This is a genomic window from Streptomyces sp. MAI_2237 (assembly GCF_054189285.1).
Genome location: NZ_JAJPGQ010000003.1, coordinates 374,205 through 391,498, shown reverse-complemented (window position 1 = coordinate 391,498; position 17,294 = coordinate 374,205). Strand labels below are relative to the sequence as shown.

Genomic DNA, 17,294 nt, shown 5'->3' with positions numbered 1-17,294 from the left:
CCTGACGGTGGCCTTCTGGGCCCAATGCCCGGCGCCGGCCCCCGGGGCCTAATGCCCCAGCGGTGTCCCCCGGGGCGTGAAGCCCCGGCGGTGACCATCGAGGCCTGACGCCGCGGGTGGCCCCGCAAGGTCCGGCGCCCCGGCGTCGGCCCGGGGCCTGACGCCCCGGCGCTGGCTCCCACGGCCTGGCGCCCCGACGCCGGTCCCGGGCCGTCGCCGTCCTGGGGGTGGTCTTCTATGCCCGGTGCCCGGTGCCCGGTGCCCGGTGCCCGGTGCCCGGTGCCCGGTCTCCGGGGCGTGACGTCCTGGCGGTGGCCTTCGGGGCCTGATGCCCCCGCGGTGACCGCCGAGGCTTGACGCCGCCGGCGCTGGCTCCCACGGCCTGGCGCCCCGACGCCGGTCCCGGGCCGTCGCCGTCCTGGCGGTGGTCTTCTAGGCCTGATGCCCGGTGCCCGGTCTCCGGGGCGTGACGTCCTGGCGGTGGCCTTCGGGGCCTGATGCCCCCGCGGTGACCGCCGAGGCTTGACGCCGCCGGGGTGGCTCCCAAGGCCTGGCGCCCCGGCGGTGACCGTCGAGGCTTGACGCCGCGGCGGTGGCCTCAAAGGTCTGGAGCCCCAGCGCTGGCTCCCGAGGCTTGATGCCCCGCCCGCCCCCGAAGCCTGACGCTCACCCGCAGGGTGCCGGGTGTGCCCGGCGTGCAAATTAATGCAAGCATGCTTGCTTGTTTCTTTGGGTGCTGCCATGCTCGCCGCATGGCTGACCCGACGCCCGTCATCGACGACCTGCGTGCGGAGAGCGAGGAACTCGACCTGCTCGTGGCCGAGTTGAGCCCCGAGCAGTGGGCCCTCGCAACCCCCGCCCCCGGCTGGACCGTCGCTCATCAGATCGCGCACCTCGCCTGGACCGACCACTCCTCCGTGCTGGCCGTGACCGACCACGACGCCTTCTCCCGCGAGGTCGAGAAGGCCCTGGCCGCACCCGGGGACTTCGTGGACGAGGGCGCGGAGGACGGCGCGCGCAAGCCGCCCGAGAGGCTGCTCGCCAACTGGCGGGCCGGACGCGAGGCGCTGGAGGAGGCTCTGCGCGCCGCGCCCGAGGGAGCCCGCTTCCCCTGGTACGGGCCGCCGATGTCCACCGCGTCCATGGCCACCGCCCGCCTCATGGAGACCTGGGCCCACGGCATGGACGTCGCCGACGCCCTCGGCGTCGAGCGCACCCCCACCGACCGGCTCCGCCACATCGCCCGCCTCGGCGTCCGCACCCGCGACTTCGCCTTCGGCGTGCACGGCCTGCCCGTGCCGTTCGAGGAGTTCCGCGTCGAACTGACCGCCCCCTCCGGCGAGCTGTGGACCTACGGCCCCGAGGACGCCGCCGACCGCGTCACCGGCCCCGCCCTCGACTTCTGCCTCCTGGTCACCCAGCGGGCCCACCGCTCCGACCTCGCCCTGCGCGCCGCCGGCCCCGACGCCGACCGCTGGCTGGACATCGCCCAGGCCTTCGCGGGCCCGCCCGGCAAGGGCCGCCAGGCGAAGGGGGACACCCCGTGACGGTGCTGCGCGTCGGCAACGCGTCCGGCTTCTACGGCGACCGCTTCGACGCCGTGCGGGAGATGCTCACCGGCGGCGAGCTGGACGTCCTGACCGGCGACTACCTCGCCGAGCTGACCATGCTGATCCTGGCGCGGGACCGCCTCAAGGACCCCACCGCCGGATACGCCCGCACCTTCCTGCGCCAGCTGGAGGAGTGCCTCGGCCTCGCCCACGAGCGCGGCGTCCGCATCGTCGCCAACGCCGGCGGCCTCAACCCGGCCGGGCTCGCCGACGCCGTACGGGAACTGGCCGACCGGCTCGGCATCCCCGTGCGCGTCGCCCATGTCGAGGGCGACGACCTCACGGCCCTGCACCCGGACAGCCTCGCCGCCCACGCCTACCTCGGCGGGTTCGGCATCGCCGAGTGCCTGCGGGCCGGCGCGGACGTCGTCGTCACCGGGCGGGTGACGGACGCGGCGCTGGTCACCGGGCCCGCGGCCGCCCACTTCGGCTGGGGGCCCGGCGACCACGACCGGCTCGCGGGCGCCGTCGTCGCCGGGCACGTACTGGAGTGCGGCACCCAGGCCACCGGCGGCAACTACGCCTTCTTCCAGGAGGGCGACGTCCGCCGGCCCGGCTTCCCGCTCGCCGAGCTGCACGAGGACGGCAGCTGCGTCATCACCAAGCACCCCGGCACCGGCGGCCTCGTCGACGTCGGCACGGTGACCGCGCAACTGCTGTACGAGACGGCGGGCGCCCGCTACGCCGGACCCGACGTCACCGCCCGCCTCGACACCGTCCGCCTCACCCAGGACGGCCCCGACCGCGTCCGGATCGAGGGCGTGCGCGGCGAGGCCCCGCCCCCCGACCTCAAGGTCGGCCTCAACCGCCTCGGCGGCTTTCGCAACGAGGTCGCCTTCGTCCTCACCGGCCTCGACATCGAGGCGAAGGCCGCCCTGGTGCGCGAACAGATGGCACCCGCGCTCGGCAAGGTCGCCGACGTCCGCTGGGAGCTGGCCCGCACCGACCGGCCCGACGCGCCCACCGAGGAGACGGCGAGCGCCCTGCTGCGGCTCGTCGTGCGCGACCCGGACGAACGGCAGGTCGGACGGGCGCTGACCGCCGCGGCCATCGAGCTGGCGCTCGCCAGCTATCCCGGCTTCCACGTCCTCGCCCCGCCCGGGAAGGGCACCCCCTTCGGGGTCTTCGAGGACGCCTACGTCCCCCACGACACCGTCGCCCATGCGGCCGTCCTGCACGACGGGCGCCGGGTGCCCGTGCCGCCGGCCCACGACACCCTCGTACTCGACGACGTGCCCGAGCCCGCGCCGCCCGAGCCGCTTCCCGCAGGGCCCGTGCGCCGCGCTCCCCTGGGGCTCGTCGCGGGCGCCCGCAGCGGGGACAAGGGCGGCAACGCCAACGTGGGGGTGTGGGCGCGCTCGGAGGCCGCCTGGCGCTGGCTCGCCCACGAGCTGACGGCGGATCGCTTCCGCGAGCTGCTCCCCGAGAGCCGGGGCCTGCCCGTCACCCGGCACGTCCTGCCGAACCTGCGCGCCCTGAACTTCGTCGTCGAGGGCATCCTCGGCGCCGGCGTCGCCTCCCAGCACCGCTTCGACCCGCAGGCCAAGGCCCTCGGTGAATGGCTGCGCTCCCGCCACCTGGACATTCCGGAGGACCTGCTGTGACGGTGATCAACTCCGGCCTGGACACCGCCGGTCCCGACTACCGGGCGAACCGCGAGGCCATGCTCGCCAAGCTCGCCGACCTAGACGCCGAGCACGCCAAGGCGCTCGCGGGCGGCGGCGAGAAGTACGTCGCCCGGCACCGCGGACGCGGCAAGCTGCTCGCCCGCGAACGCATCGAACTGCTCCTCGACCCCGACACCCCGTTCCTGGAGCTCTCCCCGCTCGCCGCCTGGGGCAGCGAGTACACGGTGGGCGCCTCGCTCGTCACCGGCATCGGCGTCGTCGAGGGCGTCGAGTGCCTGATCACCGCCAACGACCCGACCGTGCGCGGCGGCGCCAGCAACCCCTGGTCGCTGAAGAAGGCCCTGCGGGCCAACGACATCGCGCTCGCCAACCGGCTGCCCTGCATCAGCCTGGTGGAGTCCGGCGGCGCCGACCTGCCCTCCCAGAAGGAGATCTTCATCCCGGGCGGCGCGATCTTCCGCGACCTGACCCGGCTGTCGGCCGCCGGCATCCCCACCGTCGCCGTCGTCTTCGGCAACTCCACCGCGGGCGGCGCGTACATCCCCGGCATGTCCGACCACGTGATCATGGTCAAGGAGCGCGCCAAGGTCTTCCTCGGCGGACCGCCGCTGGTGAAGATGGCGACCGGCGAGGAGAGCGACGACGAGTCGCTGGGCGGCGCCGAGATGCACGCGCGCGTGTCCGGGCTCGCGGACTACTTCGCCGTCGACGAGCAGGACGCCCTGCGCCAGGCCCGGCGCGTGGTGGCCCGCCTCGACCACCGCAAGGCGTACGGCGATCCGGGCCCGGCCGAGCCCCCGAAGTACGCCGCCGACGAACTGCTCGGCATCGTCCCCGGCGACCTCAAGGTCCCCTTCGACCCGCGCGAGGTGATCGCCCGGATCGTCGACGCCTCCGACTTCGACGAGTTCAAGCCGCTGTACGGCACCAGCCTGGCCACCGGCTGGGCCACCCTGCACGGCTATCCCGTCGGCATCCTCGCCAACGCCCAGGGGGTGCTGTTCAGCGAGGAGTCGCAGAAGGCCGCCCAGTTCATCCAGCTCGCCAACCAGCGCGACATCCCGCTGCTGTTCCTGCACAACACCACCGGCTACATGGTGGGCAAGGAGTACGAGCAGGGCGGCATCATCAAGCACGGCGCCATGATGATCAACGCGGTCTCCAACTCGAGGGTGCCGCACCTGTCGGTCCTCATGGGCGCCTCCTACGGCGCCGGGCACTACGGCATGTGCGGGCGCGCCTACGACCCCCGCTTCCTGTTCGCCTGGCCCAGCGCCAAGTCCGCCGTGATGGGCCCGCAGCAGCTCGCCGGCGTCCTGTCCATCGTCGCCCGCCAGTCGGCCGCCGCGAAGGGACAGCCCTACGACGACGACGCGGACGCCGCCCTGCGCGCCATGGTCGAGCAGCAGATCGAGTCCGAGTCGCTGCCCATGTTCCTGTCCGGGCGGCTGTACGACGACGGCGTCATCGACCCGCGCGACACCCGCACCGTCCTCGGCCTGTGCCTGTCGGCCGTCCACACGGCACCGTACGAGGGCGCCCGCGGCGGCTTCGGCGTCTTCCGGATGTGAGGGATCACGTGATTTCGACACTGCTCGTCGCCAACCGGGGCGAGATCGCCTGCCGCGTCTTCCGCACCTGCCATGAGCTGGGCATCCGCACGGTCGCCGTGCACTCGGACGCCGACGAAGGCGCCCTGCACACACGCGTGGCCGACACGGCGGTACGGCTGCCGGGCGCGGCGCCCGCGGACACCTACCTGCGCGGCGACCTCATCGTGAAGGCCGCCGTGGCCGCCGGCGCGGACGCCGTGCACCCCGGCTACGGCTTCCTCTCCGAGAACGCCGACTTCGCCCGCGCCGTCCTCGACGCGGGGCTCGTCTGGATCGGCCCGCCGCCGGAGGCCATCGAGGCGATGGCGTCCAAGACCCGCGCCAAGGACCTCATGGGCATCGCCCCGCTGGCCACCGAGGACGTCACCGAGGCCGACCTGCCGGTGCTGGTGAAGGCGGCCGCGGGCGGCGGGGGGCGCGGCATGCGGATCGTGCGCCGCCTGGCGGAGCTGGACGCCGCACTGCAGGCCGCGCGCGCCGAGGCCGCGAGCGCCTTCGGCGACGGAGAGGTGTTCGTCGAGCCGTACCTGGAGGGCGGGCGCCACGTCGAGGTCCAGGTCCTCGCCGACACCCACGGCACCGTGTGGACACTGGGCACCCGCGACTGCTCCCTGCAGCGCCGCCACCAGAAGGTGATCGAGGAGGCGCCCGCGCCGGGCCTCTCCGAGAAGCTCACGGAGGAACTGGGCGCGCTGGCGGTACGCGCCGCCCGCGCCGTGGACTACGTCGGTGCCGGCACGGTCGAGTTCCTGGTCGCCGGCGACCGGGCGCACTTCCTGGAGATGAACACCCGCCTCCAGGTCGAACACCCCGTGACCGAGGCCGTGTTCGGCATCGACCTGGTGGCCGAGCAGATCCGCGTCGCCGAGGGCCACGCCCTCGCGAGCGAGCCGCCCCCCGCGCGAGGCCACGCCGTCGAGGCCCGCCTCTACGCCGAGGACCCGGCGACCGACTGGACCCCCCAGACCGGCACCCTGCACCGCCTCGCCTTCCCGGACGGCATCCGCCTGGACACCGGCTACGCGGACGGCGACACCATCGGCGTCCACTACGACCCCATGCTCGCCAAGGCGATCGCGCACGCCCCCACCCGCACGGAGGCCCTGCGCGCGCTGGCGGGCGCCCTGGAACGCGCCGCCGTCCACGGCCCCGTCACCAACCGCGACCTCCTCGTCCGCTCCCTGCGCCACGAGGAGTTCACACAGGGCCGCATGAACACGGCCTTCTACGACCGGCACCTGCCCGAGCTGACGACCCCCGCCCCCGCCCCCCACGCCCCGCTGGCCGCCGCCCTCGCCGAGGCCCACGGCGCCTCCCGCTTCGGCGGCTGGCGCAACGTCCCCTCCCAGCCGCAGGTGAAGCGGTACGCGATGGGCGGGGAGGAGCACGAGGTCCGCTACCGGCACACCCGCGACGGCCTGGAAGCCGACGGGGTCCGGGTCGTGCACGCCGCCCCCGGCCTCGTCGTCCTCGAAGTGGACGGCGTACGGCGGAAGTTCGAGGTGGCGCGGTACGGCGACGAGGTGTACGTGGGCGCGTCCGCCCTGCGCGCCCTGCCCCGCTTCCCCGACCCCACCGCCCAGCACGCCCCCGGCTCCCTCCTCGCCCCCATGCCGGGCACGGTCGTCAGGGTGGCGGACGGGCTGGCCGTGGGAGCCGTGGTGCAGGCCGGAGAGCCCCTGCTGTGGCTGGAGGCCATGAAGATGCAGCACAAGATCACCGCCCCGGCCACGGGCACGCTGAGCGCCCTCCAGGTCGTACCCGGTCAGCAGGTCACGGTCGGTTCACTGCTGGCGGTGGTGCAGGAGACCTAGGGGCGCGGGGCTGTATCGATTTGCGGCTACCGCCGCGCGAGCGCGACCAGCCATGACGAAGGAGTCACATGTCCACGATCGAAACCGCGGAGCACAAAGCCCTCCGCTCCGCCGTCGCCGCCCTCGGCAAACGCCACGGCCGCGACTACGACCGCGAAGCCCTCTGGGCCGAAGCGGCCAAGCTCGGCTACCTCGGCGTCAACCTCCCGGAGGAGTACGGCGGCGGAGGCGGCGGCATCTCCGAACTCTCCATCGTCCTGGAGGAGTTGGGCGCCGCCGGCTGCCCCCTGCTCATGATGGTCGTCTCCCCGGCCATCTGCGGCACGGTGATCTCCCGCTTCGGCACGGACGCCCAGAAACGGGAGTGGCTCCCCGGCCTCGCCGACGGCACCCGCACCATGGCCTTCGGCATCACCGAACCGGACGCCGGCTCCAACAGCCACCGCATCACCACCACCGCCCGCCGTGACGGCACCGACTGGCTCCTCACCGGCCGCAAGGTCTTCATCTCCGGCGTCGACATCGCCGACGCCACCCTCATCGTGGGCCGCACCGAGGACGCCCGCACCGGCACCCTCAAGCCCTGCCTGTTCATCGTGCCGCGCGACACCGAGGGCTTCCAGCGCCGCCGCATCGACATGGAACTGAACGCCGCGGAATGGCAGTTCGAGCTCACCCTCGACGACGTACGCCTCCCCGCGGACGCGCTCGTCGGCGACGAGGACGCCGGACTCCTCCAGCTCTTCGCCGGCCTCAACCCCGAACGCATCATGACGGCCGCCTTCGCCGTCGGCATGGGTCGCTACGCACTCGCCCAAGCCGTCACCTACGCCCGTGAACGCACCGTGTGGAAGACCCCGATCGGCGCCCACCAGGCCATCGCCCACCCCCTCGCCCAGGCCCACATCGAACTCGAACTCGTCCGCCTGATGATGCAGAAGGCCGCCGCCCTCTACGACGCCGGCGACGACGTCGGCGCGGGCGAAGCGGCGAACATGGCCAAGTACGCGGCCGGCGAGGCGTGCGTGAAGGCCGTCGACCAGGCCGTGCACACCCTCGGCGGCAACGGCCTCACCCGCGAGTTCGGGCTCGCCCGGTTGATAACGGCGGCACGCGTGGCTCGTATTGCTCCGGTGAGCAGGGAGATGATTCTCAACTACGTCTCCCACCAGACCCTGGGCCTGCCCAAGTCGTACTAGGAGGAACCGTGTTCCGGAGCGAGTACGCAGATGTAGCCGCAGTCGACCTCCCCATCCACGACGCGGTCCTGGGCCGGGCCGCCGAGTACGGCGACGCCCCCGCCCTCATCGACGGCACCGACGGCACCACCCTCAGCTACGACCAGCTCGACCGCTTCCACCGGCGCATCGCGGCCGCGCTCAGCGAGATCGGCGTGCGCAAGGGCGACGTACTGGCCCTGCACAGCCCCAACACCATCGCCTTCCCCACCGCCTTCTACGCCGCCACCCGCGCGGGCGCCGCCGTCACCACCGTGCACCCCCTCGCCACCGCGGAGGAGTTCGCCAAGCAGCTCAAGGACTCCGCCGCCCGCTGGATCGTCACCGTCTCCCCGCTGCTGGACACCGCCCGACGGGCCGCCGAACTCGCCGGCGGCGTCGAGGAGATCCTCGTCTGCGACAGCGCCCCCGGACACCGCTCCCTCATCGACATGCTGGGCTCCACCGCCCCCGAACCGGTCGTCGACATCGACCCCGCCGAGGACATCGCCGCCCTGCCGTACTCCTCGGGCACCACCGGCATCCCCAAAGGGGTGATGCTCACCCACCGGCAGATCGCCACCAACCTCGCCCAGCTGGAATCCGCCATGCCGGCCGGCCCCGGCGACCGCATCCTCGCCGTCCTGCCCTTCTTCCACATCTACGGCCTCACCGCCCTGATGAACGCCCCCCTCCGGCTCGGCGCCACCATCGTCGTGCTGGCCCGCTTCGAACTCGACACCTTCCTCGCGGCCATCCAGAACCACCGCATCACCGGCCTGTACGTCGCCCCGCCCATCGTCCTGGCCCTCGCCAAGCACCCCCTGGTCGAGCAGTACGACCTGTCGTCCCTCACCCACATCACCAGCGCGGCGGCCCCCCTCGACGCGAGTCTCGCCGAGGCCTGCTCCCGGCGCCTGGGCCTGCCGCCCGTCGGCCAGGCCTACGGCATGACGGAACTCTCGCCCGGCACCCACGTGGTCCCGCTCGACGCCATGCGCGACGCCCCGCCCGGCACCGTCGGCAAGCTCATCGCCGGCACCGAGATGCGCATCGTCTCCCTCGACGACCCCGACAAGGACCTCGGCGTCGGCGAGCCCGGCGAGATCCTCATCCGCGGCCCCCAGGTCATGAAGGGCTACCTCGGCCGGCCCGACGCCACCGCCGCCATGATCGACCCCGACGGCTGGCTGCACACCGGCGACGTCGGCCACGTCGACGCCGACGGCTGGCTGTTCGTCGTCGACCGCGTCAAGGAACTCATCAAGTACAAGGGCTTCCAGGTCGCCCCCGCCGAACTCGAGGCGCTCCTGCTGACCCACCCGGGCATCGCGGACGCGGCCATCATCGGCGCCTACAACGACGAGCACAACGAGGTCCCGCACGCCTACGTCGTCCGCCAGCCCACCGCACCCGACCTCAGCGAAGGCGAGGTCATGATGTACGTCGCCGAACGCGTCGCCCCCTACAAACGCGTCCGCCAGGTCACCTTCATCGACGCCGTCCCCCGGGCCGCCTCCGGCAAGATCCTCCGCCGCGAACTGCGGGCACCGAAGGAGCACACATGACCTTGATCGGACGCACCCGCGCACGCGGAGTGGAGACCCTCAGCCTCGACTCCCCGGCCAACCGCAACGCCCTGTCCGCCGCCCTGGTCGGCGAACTCGCCGACGCGCTCACCGACTGCGCCAAGGACACCGACGTCCGCGCGATCGTCCTCACCCACACCGGCAACACCTTCTGCGCCGGCGCCGACCTGCGCGACCCGCCGCACCCCGACGCGCTCGTCGGACTGCTCCGGCAGATCGTCGAACTGCCCCGACCGGTCGTGGCCCGGGTCACCGGGCACGTCCGCGCCGGCGGCCTGGGCCTGCTCGCGGCATGCGACATCGCGCTCGCCTCCGCCGAGGCCACCTTCGCCTTCACCGAAGTACGCATCGGCGTGGCCCCCGCCGTCATCTCGCTGCCCCTGCTGCCCCGCACCGACCCCCGCGCCCTCGCCCGCTACTACCTCACCGGAGAACGCCTCGACGCCGCCGAGGCCGCCCGCATCGGCCTCCTCACCGCGGCCGGCGACGACGTCGACGCCGTACTCGCGCCCGTCCTCGACGGCCTGCGCCGAGCCGCACCCCAGGGCCTGGCCGAGACGAAGGCACTGCTCACGGCTAAGGTGCTGGAAGCCTTCGACCGGGACGCGGACCACCTCACCTCGCTCTCGGCCCGGCTGTTCGCCTCCCCGCAGGCCCGCGAGGGAATGACGGCCTTCCTGGAACGACGGGATCCCACATGGGTGCTGTGACCACAGCCGACCGCGGCGAGCGCGCCCCCAAGCAGGACCGCAGCCGGGCCACCCGGCAGCGGCTGCTGGAGGCCGCCGTCGCCTGCCTCGCCGAACACGGCTGGGCCGGCTCCACGGTCTCCGTCGTCGCCGAACGCGCCGGCGTCTCCCGCGGCGCCGCCCAGCACCACTTCCCGACCCGGGAGGACCTGTTCACCGCGGCCGTCGAATACGTCGCCGAGGAACGCTCCACGGCCATTCGCGCCCTCTTCCCCGACGGAGCGGGCGACGACCGGCGGGCCGTCGTCGCCGCCCTCGTCGACCTCTACACCGGCCCGCTCTTCCGCGCCGCCCTGCACCTGTGGGTGGCCGCCTCCAACGAGGAACCGCTGCGCCCCCGCGTCACCGAACTGGAGGCGCGGGTCGGCCGCGAGACCCACCGCATCGCGGTGGAACTGCTGGGCGCCGACGAGTCCCGCCCCGGCGTGCGCGAGACCGTGCAGGGCCTGCTCGACATGGCCCGCGGCCTCGGCCTGGCCAACCTGCTCACCGACGACACCGGCCGGCGCGACCGGGTGATCGCCCAGTGGTCGAGCATCCTCGACCACGTCCTCACGGACTGAGCCGCTCCACCCGCCAGCTGCCGTCCGCCTGCGCCACGTACCGCAGCCGGTCGTGCAGCCGGTTCTCCCGGCCCTGCCAGAACTCCACCGTCTGCGGCGCCACCCGGAAGCCGCCCCAGTGCGGCGGCACCGGCACCTGCTCGCCCTCCGGGTAGCGGGCCTGAAGCTCCGCGTACGAGGCGTCCAGCTCCGTCCGTGAGGCGACGACGCTGGACTGGGCGCTGGCCCAGGCACCGAGCTGCGAGCCGTGCGGGCGGGTGCGGAAGTACGCCGCCGTCTCGTCGCGGCCCGTACGGCGGGCGATGCCGCCGACGATCACCTGGCGGGCCATCGGATGCCAGGGGAACAGCAGCGAGACGTACGGGTTCTCCGCGAGATCCCGGGCCTTGCGGGAGCCGTAGTTGGTGTAGAAGACGAAACCCTGCTCGTCGAAGCCCTTCAGCAGCACCGTGCGGGAACTCGGCCGGCCCTGCGCGTCGGCCGTGGAGACCACCATGGCGTTCGGCTCGAACAGATGGGCCTCGGTCGCGGCCTGCGCGAACCAGTGCGCGAACTGTGCCACCGGGGTCGCGGCCAGATCGGACTCGGCGAGCCCTTCGGCCCGGTACTGCTTGCGCATGGCGGCGGGATCGAGAGGGACGGCGTGTCGATCGGTCACGCGGTCATCTTGCCGTACGCACGTGTGCCGTCCGGCACGGCGTCCGGCATCCCGGAGAGCCGGTACATGGCACTGAGTGCCACGAAGACTCCCCAAATATGGCACTGGGGGATATCGTGCTGGTGTCGTTCCGGTTGAGCGACCCGCCGCACGGGGCATCACCAGGGTGGCCACCAGGACCACGAGTCGCACGACCGACCGGGGATCCAGTGGCCGAGCCGCCCGTACCACTGCCCGTACCCACCACGAGGAGCCGCCTGATGTCCGACTTCGTACCCGGACTCGAGGGAGTCGTCGCGTTCGAGACGGAGATCGCCGAACCGGACAAGGAGGGCGGCGCCCTCCGCTACCGGGGCGTCGACATCGAGGACCTGGTCGGTCACGTCTCCTTCGGCAACGTCTGGGGGCTGCTCGTCGACGGCGCCTTCAACCCCGGCCTGCCGCCCGCCGAGCCCTTCCCCATCCCCGTGCACTCCGGCGACATCCGGGTGGACGTCCAGTCGGCCCTCGCCATGCTCGCGCCGGTGTGGGGCCTGAAACCGCTGCTCGACATCGACGCCGAACAGGCCCGCGAGGACCTCGCCCGGGCGGCCGTCATGGCCCTGTCCTACGTCGCCCAGTCCGCCCGCGGCCAGGGCCGCCCCATGGTCCCGCAGAGCGAGATCGACAAGGCCCACTCCATCACCGAGCGCTTCATGATCCGCTGGCGCGGCGAGCCCGACCCCAAGCACGTCGCCGCCGTCGACGCCTACTGGACCTCCGCGGCCGAGCACGGCATGAACGCCTCCACCTTCACCGCCCGGGTCATCGCCTCCACGGGCGCCGACGTGGCCGCCGCCCTCTCGGGCGCCGTGGGAGCCATGTCCGGCCCGCTGCACGGCGGCGCCCCCTCCCGCGTCCTCGGCATGATCGAGGAGATCGAGCGCACCGGGGACGCCGAGGCGTACGTCAAGCAGGCCCTCGACAAGGGCGAGCGCCTGATGGGCTTCGGCCACCGCGTCTACCGCGCCGAGGACCCCCGCGCCCGCGTCCTGCGCCGTACGGCCCGCGAACTGGGCGCCCCGCGCTTCGAGGTGGCCGAGGCGCTGGAGAAGGCCGCCCTGGCCGAGCTGCACGCGCGCCGCCCCGACCGGGTGCTGGCGACGAACGTCGAGTTCTGGGCGGCGATCGTGCTGGACTTCGCCGAGGTGCCGGCGCACATGTTCACGTCGATGTTCACCTGCGCCCGTACGGCGGGCTGGTCGGCGCACATCCTGGAGCAGAAGCGCACCGGACGCCTGGTCCGACCCTCCGCCCGCTACGTCGGTCCGGGCGCCCGCTCGCCGCGCGAGGTCCAGGGCTACGACGGCATCGCCGCCGGCTGACCCCCACATCACGCAGACGACCCGCGAGCTCTGGTCCCTCCGCCTCGGCGGAGGAGCCGGCCGGACGTACCGGCGAGCTCGCGGGTCGGGTGACTGCTTGGGATTGGGCCGGCTGCACGCTTCTCTCACGCGCTGGTCCGGCACCGCACTAGATGTGGTGCAGGGCCACTAGCCCGCAGCCACCTCACGCGTCCGGTATTCACACATTCGCCGAACCACCTCCCTTCTCGTGTGCCCACACATTAAGAACCGCCCGGCCCGGGGATCAACCTCTTTTTCCGAGAGCTCAATTTTCGACAGCCCTCGACGGATGCGGCTCGGTAGCGTTCCGCCCATGACGAACCGACGTGCGATTCTCAGTGGCTCCTCCTTCGAGGAGCGGATCGGGTATGCCCGGGCCGTGGTCGACGGGGAGTGGGTGCATGTGTCGGGGACCACGGGGTTCGACTACGCGGCCATGACGATCTCCGAGGACGTCGTCGAGCAGGCCGAGCAGTGTCTGCGGAACATCCAGGACGCGCTCGCGCGGGCCGGGTGCGGGTTCGAGGACGTCGTGCGGGTGCGGTACCTGCTGCCCGAGCGGGAGGACTTCGAGCCCTGCTGGCCGGTGCTGCGGCGGGCGTTCGGCCAGGTGCGGCCGGCGGCGACGATGATGGTGTGTGGGCTGGCCGACCCCCGGATGCGGATCGAGATCGAGGTGTACGCGCGGCGGCCGCGGCTGCGGATCGAGGCCGTGCACGGGGTGGACATGCTGGAGGAGTGGCGGCACGTGCACAACGTGATCGTGCCGCCCGCCGCGATGTCGCTGGACGACGCGCGGGAGCGGCTGGGGCGGTACCGGATGGAGAACGCGTACCTGGGGGACGTGCTCGTCGGGTGTTCCACCGTGCGGCCGCCGGAGGGCGAGGACGCGGCGGCGACGGTGATCGCCCGTGTGCTGCCCGGGTACCGGGGGCGGGGGTTCGGTACGGCCCTGTACGAGCGGGGGCTCGCCCACGCGCGCGTGCTGGGCGCGCGGGCCGTGGAGACGTGTGTCCTGGCGGCGAACGAGGACGGGCTGCGGTTCGCCGGCGAGCGCGGTTTCGCGGAGACCGAGCGGTACGTGCTCGACGGCGGGAGCGACCTGTGGATCGATCTGCGGCTCGCAATGGATTGATCTTCGGCCGTCGGTGGGCGGATGCTGGAGACAGAGGCGGCTTGCAACGATTCCCTCAATCTTGTGGGAACTCGGTGTGTGCTGTGTCACGTTCCAGTTAGATGATTGCGAGTGAGCGAACCGGCGTTCCGTACGTGCGGACGCGGCTTGGCAGGGGGTCCAGGTGAGTGCTTCCCGGCATAGTGGGACCACCGACGAGCTGGGGCCCGATGAGCCCGAGCGGGACGGTCCCGTGGGTCCCGACGGCTCGGACCTGCTGGCGGCGCTGCTCGACGGGATGGACGCGGCCCTGTGCGCCTTCGACGCGGGTGGTGTCGTCACGCACTGGAACCGCGAGGCGGAGCGGATCCTCGGCTGGACCGCCGCGGAGGCGGTGGGGCGGCACGGATTCGCCGGATGGGCCGTGCGGGAGGCCGACGCCGAGGAGGTCGAGGGGCGGCTGATGTCCGCCATGGAGGCCCCGGGACGGCAGGTGCACGAGTTCGCGCTGCTGACCAAGGACGGCGGACGGGTGCTCGTACGGACGCAGTCGGCCGCCGTGCGCGGCCCGGACGGCAAGCCCGCGGGGGTGTACTGCGCCTTCAGCGAGGTGCACACCCAGATCGACCTGGAGCGGTCGATCGCGCTGAGCGAGGCGCTGTTCGAGGACGCGAGCTGGGGTGTCGTGCTGGTGGACGCCGATCTGCGGCCCGCGGTGGTGAACGCGCACGCCGCGCGGTCGCTGGGCATCGGCCGTACGTCCGCGCTGGGGCGGCCGCTGGGCGAGTTGCTGGCGCAGGGTGTGGAGGAGCTGGAGAGCGCGCTCACCCATGTACTGGCGGAGGGCGCGCCGCCCGCTCCGGCCGAGATCTGGGTGAGCGTGCGCACACCGGAGGGTGAGCAGCGGCGGTGCTGGCGGTGCGGGTTCGTGCGCCTCGCCTCGCCGCTGGCCGAGGAGCCGGTGCCGCTCGGCGTCGGCTGGCTGTTCGTGGACGTCACCGAGGGCAAGCAGGGGGAGCAGGAGGCGTCGCTGCTGCGGTTCCGGGCGAACCAACTGCACCGCGCGGCCCGGGCGGCGGCGGAGTGCGAGGACCCGCGGGAGGCGGCGACGATCCATCTGGACTTCGCGCTGGCGGGGTTCGCCGATCACGCGCTGATCGACCGGGTGGCGGGCGGCCCGGTGGCCGACGCGGAGGCGGAGGGGCCGGTGCGGCTGGTGCGGGTCGCCGCGACGCCCTCCGGCGCTCCGGGGCCGAGTCTGCTGACGGGCGCGGCGGGGCTGCCGGTGCGCTACGGGCAGGGGCATCCGGCGTTGCAGTGCGTGGAGCGGGTCGGGTCGGTGCGGGCCACTGCGGGGTCGGTGCCGGCGGAGAAGGCGCGGGAGTGGGCCGTGGGGCGGCAGTGGCCGGCGGACGCGGTGCACGCGCTGTGCGCGGTGTTGCGCAGCCGGGGGCGGACGCTGGGGGTCGTGACGTTTCTGCGCGGGGCCGGCCGGAGTTCGTTCGAGCGGAGCGACGCCGTAAACGCGGAGGACGTCGCGGTGCGGATCGCGACCGCGCTGGATCTGGCGGGGGTCGTGGGCCGGGAGTAGCCGGGGGACTCTCCGCCCCCGGCCGACCGAGCGCCCTACTGCCGGTAGAAGATCCGGTCCCCGTACTCCTTCATGACCCGTCCGTTCCACTCGTGGCCGCCGTCCACGTTCCCCGACCTGAGCAGCGGCGGCTCGATGCCGCGGTCCGCCAGGGAGCCGGCCGCCGTGGCCATCACCGCCTGCATGATCGCGCTGGTGACGACGGTCGAGGCGGGGGCGAAGGGGGCGGGGACGGTGTCCAGGGCGAGGGTCGCGTCGCCGATGGCGATCTTGGAGTCGAGGACGATGTCGCAGTGGTCCTTCAGACAGGTGCCGGAGGAGTGCCGGGAGCGGGTCTCCGTCGCGTAGGCCACCGAGGTGACGCCGATGACCTTCACGCCCAGGGCGCGGGCGTTCATGGCCATCTCGACGGGCAGGGCGTTGCGGCCGGAGAGGGAGATGATCACCAGGGCGTCGCCCGCGCGCAGCGGGGAGGTGTCCAGGACCGCGCTCGCGAGGCCGTCGACGCGCTCCAGGGCGGAGCCGAGCGTGGCCGGCATGACGTCGACGCCCACGACGCCGGGGACGACGAGGAGGTTCATCAGGGCGAGGCCGCCGGCGCGGTAGACGACGTCCTGGGCGGGCAGGGAGGAGTGGCCCGCGCCGAAGGCGAAGAGGCGGCCGCCGGCGGCGACGGTGTCGGCGAGCAGGGTGCCGGCCGCCGTGATGGACTCCGTCTCCTCGTCGCGTACGCGCCGGAGGAGGTCGATCGCGGCGTCGAGGAACTGGTCGGCCAGGCTGCCGTCGCTCATGCGGGTCCTTTCGGGGCGCACCGTGCGGAGTCCGTGTCGCGGATCACGGTGCGGTCTGGACCAGTGCCGTGTCAATACGGCCGTACGACCTCGCGGGGGGAGGATGCGGTGGGACCGGCCGTCGTCCCGTACCCGCCCGTAACCCGGTGGTTTCCACGGTGCGGCACGGTTGTCGGTGCCATGCGTCAGAATTGAGTCCAGGGCCAGCGCACGCGCCGGGATGCCGCTCGTGCTTCCGGCAGATCTCATCGAGGGGCACGTATGTCCGGACTGATCGACACCACGGAGATGTATCTCCGCACCATCCTCGAGCTGGAGGAGGAAGGTGTGGTCCCCATGCGTGCCCGGATCGCCGAGCGGCTGGACCAGAGCGGTCCGACCGTGAGCCAGACGGTGGCGCGGATGGAGCGGGACGGACTGGTCGCCGTAGCCGCCGACCGGCATCTGGAGCTGACGGACGAGGGCCGGCGGCTCGCCACGCGCGTGATGCGCAAGCACCGGCTCGCCGAGTGTCTGCTCGTCGACGTGATCGGCCTGGAGTGGGAGCAGGTGCACGCAGAGGCGTGCCGCTGGGAGCACGTCATGAGCGAGGCCGTGGAGCGGCGCGTGCTGGAGCTGCTGCGGCACCCGACCGAGTCGCCGTACGGCAACCCGATCCCGGGTCTGGAGGAGCTGGGCGAGAGGGACGGCGCGGACCCGTTCCTGGACGAGGGCATGGTGTCGCTGGCGGACCTGGACCCGGGTGCCGACGGCAAGACGGTGGTGGTGCGCCGTATCGGCGAGCCCATCCAGACGGACGCGCAGCTGATGTACACGCTGCGGCGGGCGGGGGTGCAGCCCGGTTCGGTGGTGAGCGTGACGGAGTCGGCGGGCGGGGTGCTGGTCGGCAGCGGGGGAGAGGCGGCCGAGCTGGAGGCGGACGTGGCGTCCCACGTCTTCGTCGCCAAGCGCTGAGGAGCGGGACGGCCGGCC

The 17,294-nt window shown here is 73.1% G+C and carries 14 protein-coding genes; 12 read left to right on the top strand and 2 right to left on the bottom strand.

Annotation, left to right across the window (positions count from 1 at the left end; genetic code table 11):
- The first annotated feature begins 752 nt into the window (after positions 1-752).
- The 8 genes from LN251_RS11960 to LN251_RS11925 all read left to right on the top strand — a co-directional run bounded on the left by LN251_RS11960 (position 753) and on the right by LN251_RS11925 (position 10,783).
- Positions 753-1,547, top strand: a complete 795-nt coding sequence (locus tag LN251_RS11960; protein ID WP_458244424.1) for a TIGR03084 family metal-binding protein — start codon at positions 753-755, stop codon at positions 1,545-1,547.
- On the top strand, positions 1,544-3,214 hold the full coding sequence (locus tag LN251_RS11955) for an acyclic terpene utilization AtuA family protein (protein ID WP_458244423.1): 1,671 nt from the start codon (positions 1,544-1,546) through the stop codon (positions 3,212-3,214). The genes LN251_RS11960 and LN251_RS11955 overlap by 4 nt, the downstream gene beginning before the upstream one ends.
- Entirely contained in the window at positions 3,211-4,809 is a 1,599-nt protein-coding gene (locus LN251_RS11950; RefSeq protein WP_458244422.1) for an acyl-CoA carboxylase subunit beta, read from the top strand. Before LN251_RS11955 ends, LN251_RS11950 begins: the two co-directional genes overlap by 4 nt.
- Before the next feature lie 8 nt (positions 4,810-4,817).
- Positions 4,818-6,665 carry an ATP-binding protein gene (locus tag LN251_RS11945; RefSeq protein ID WP_458244421.1) on the top strand — a complete coding sequence of 616 codons (1,848 nt, stop codon included), beginning with the start codon at positions 4,818-4,820 and terminating at the stop codon, positions 6,663-6,665.
- A 68-nt stretch (positions 6,666-6,733) separates the two neighbouring features.
- Positions 6,734-7,864 carry an acyl-CoA dehydrogenase family protein gene (locus LN251_RS11940; protein WP_458244420.1) on the top strand — a complete coding sequence of 377 codons (1,131 nt, stop codon included), beginning with the start codon at positions 6,734-6,736 and terminating at the stop codon, positions 7,862-7,864.
- An 8-nt stretch (positions 7,865-7,872) separates the two neighbouring features.
- Positions 7,873-9,450, top strand: coding sequence for a 4-coumarate--CoA ligase family protein (locus LN251_RS11935; protein ID WP_458244419.1), 1,578 nt, complete (start codon positions 7,873-7,875; stop codon positions 9,448-9,450).
- A complete protein-coding gene (locus tag LN251_RS11930) occupies positions 9,447-10,181 on the top strand; it encodes an enoyl-CoA hydratase family protein (RefSeq protein WP_458244418.1) in 735 nt (244 codons plus the stop codon). Before LN251_RS11935 ends, LN251_RS11930 begins: the two co-directional genes overlap by 4 nt.
- Positions 10,169-10,783, top strand: a complete 615-nt coding sequence (locus LN251_RS11925) for a TetR/AcrR family transcriptional regulator (protein ID WP_458244417.1) — start codon at positions 10,169-10,171, stop codon at positions 10,781-10,783. Before LN251_RS11930 ends, LN251_RS11925 begins: the two co-directional genes overlap by 13 nt.
- On the opposite strand, the gene pdxH is transcribed toward LN251_RS11925, so the two are convergent.
- Positions 10,773-11,441, bottom strand: a complete 669-nt coding sequence (gene pdxH, locus LN251_RS11920; protein ID WP_458244416.1) for a pyridoxamine 5'-phosphate oxidase — start codon at positions 11,439-11,441, stop codon at positions 10,773-10,775. The two genes, LN251_RS11925 and pdxH, sit on opposite strands and share 11 nt — an antisense overlap.
- 260 nt (positions 11,442-11,701) lie before the next feature.
- Between pdxH and LN251_RS11915 the strand changes: the two genes are divergently transcribed.
- The 3 genes from LN251_RS11915 to LN251_RS11905 all read left to right on the top strand — a co-directional run bounded on the left by LN251_RS11915 (position 11,702) and on the right by LN251_RS11905 (position 15,531).
- Complete coding sequence (locus tag LN251_RS11915) at positions 11,702-12,805, top strand: citrate synthase 2 (protein WP_058924697.1); 1,104 nt, start codon at positions 11,702-11,704, stop codon at positions 12,803-12,805.
- Between the two features lie 334 nt (positions 12,806-13,139).
- Complete coding sequence (locus LN251_RS11910; RefSeq protein ID WP_458244415.1) at positions 13,140-13,961, top strand: GNAT family N-acetyltransferase; 822 nt, start codon at positions 13,140-13,142, stop codon at positions 13,959-13,961.
- Between the two features lie 163 nt (positions 13,962-14,124).
- A complete protein-coding gene (locus LN251_RS11905) occupies positions 14,125-15,531 on the top strand; it encodes a PAS domain-containing protein (protein WP_458244414.1) in 1,407 nt (468 codons plus the stop codon).
- A 35-nt stretch (positions 15,532-15,566) separates the two neighbouring features.
- Here LN251_RS11905 and LN251_RS11900 read toward each other — a convergent pair whose 3' ends face one another.
- Positions 15,567-16,322 carry an SIS domain-containing protein gene (locus tag LN251_RS11900; RefSeq protein WP_458244413.1) on the bottom strand — a complete coding sequence of 252 codons (756 nt, stop codon included), beginning with the start codon at positions 16,320-16,322 and terminating at the stop codon, positions 15,567-15,569.
- 261 nt (positions 16,323-16,583) lie between these two features.
- Here LN251_RS11900 and LN251_RS11895 point away from each other — a divergent pair, with 261 nt between their 5' ends.
- Positions 16,584-17,276, top strand: a complete 693-nt coding sequence (locus LN251_RS11895; RefSeq protein ID WP_458244412.1) for a metal-dependent transcriptional regulator — start codon at positions 16,584-16,586, stop codon at positions 17,274-17,276.
- Positions 17,277-17,294 lie beyond the last annotated feature (18 nt).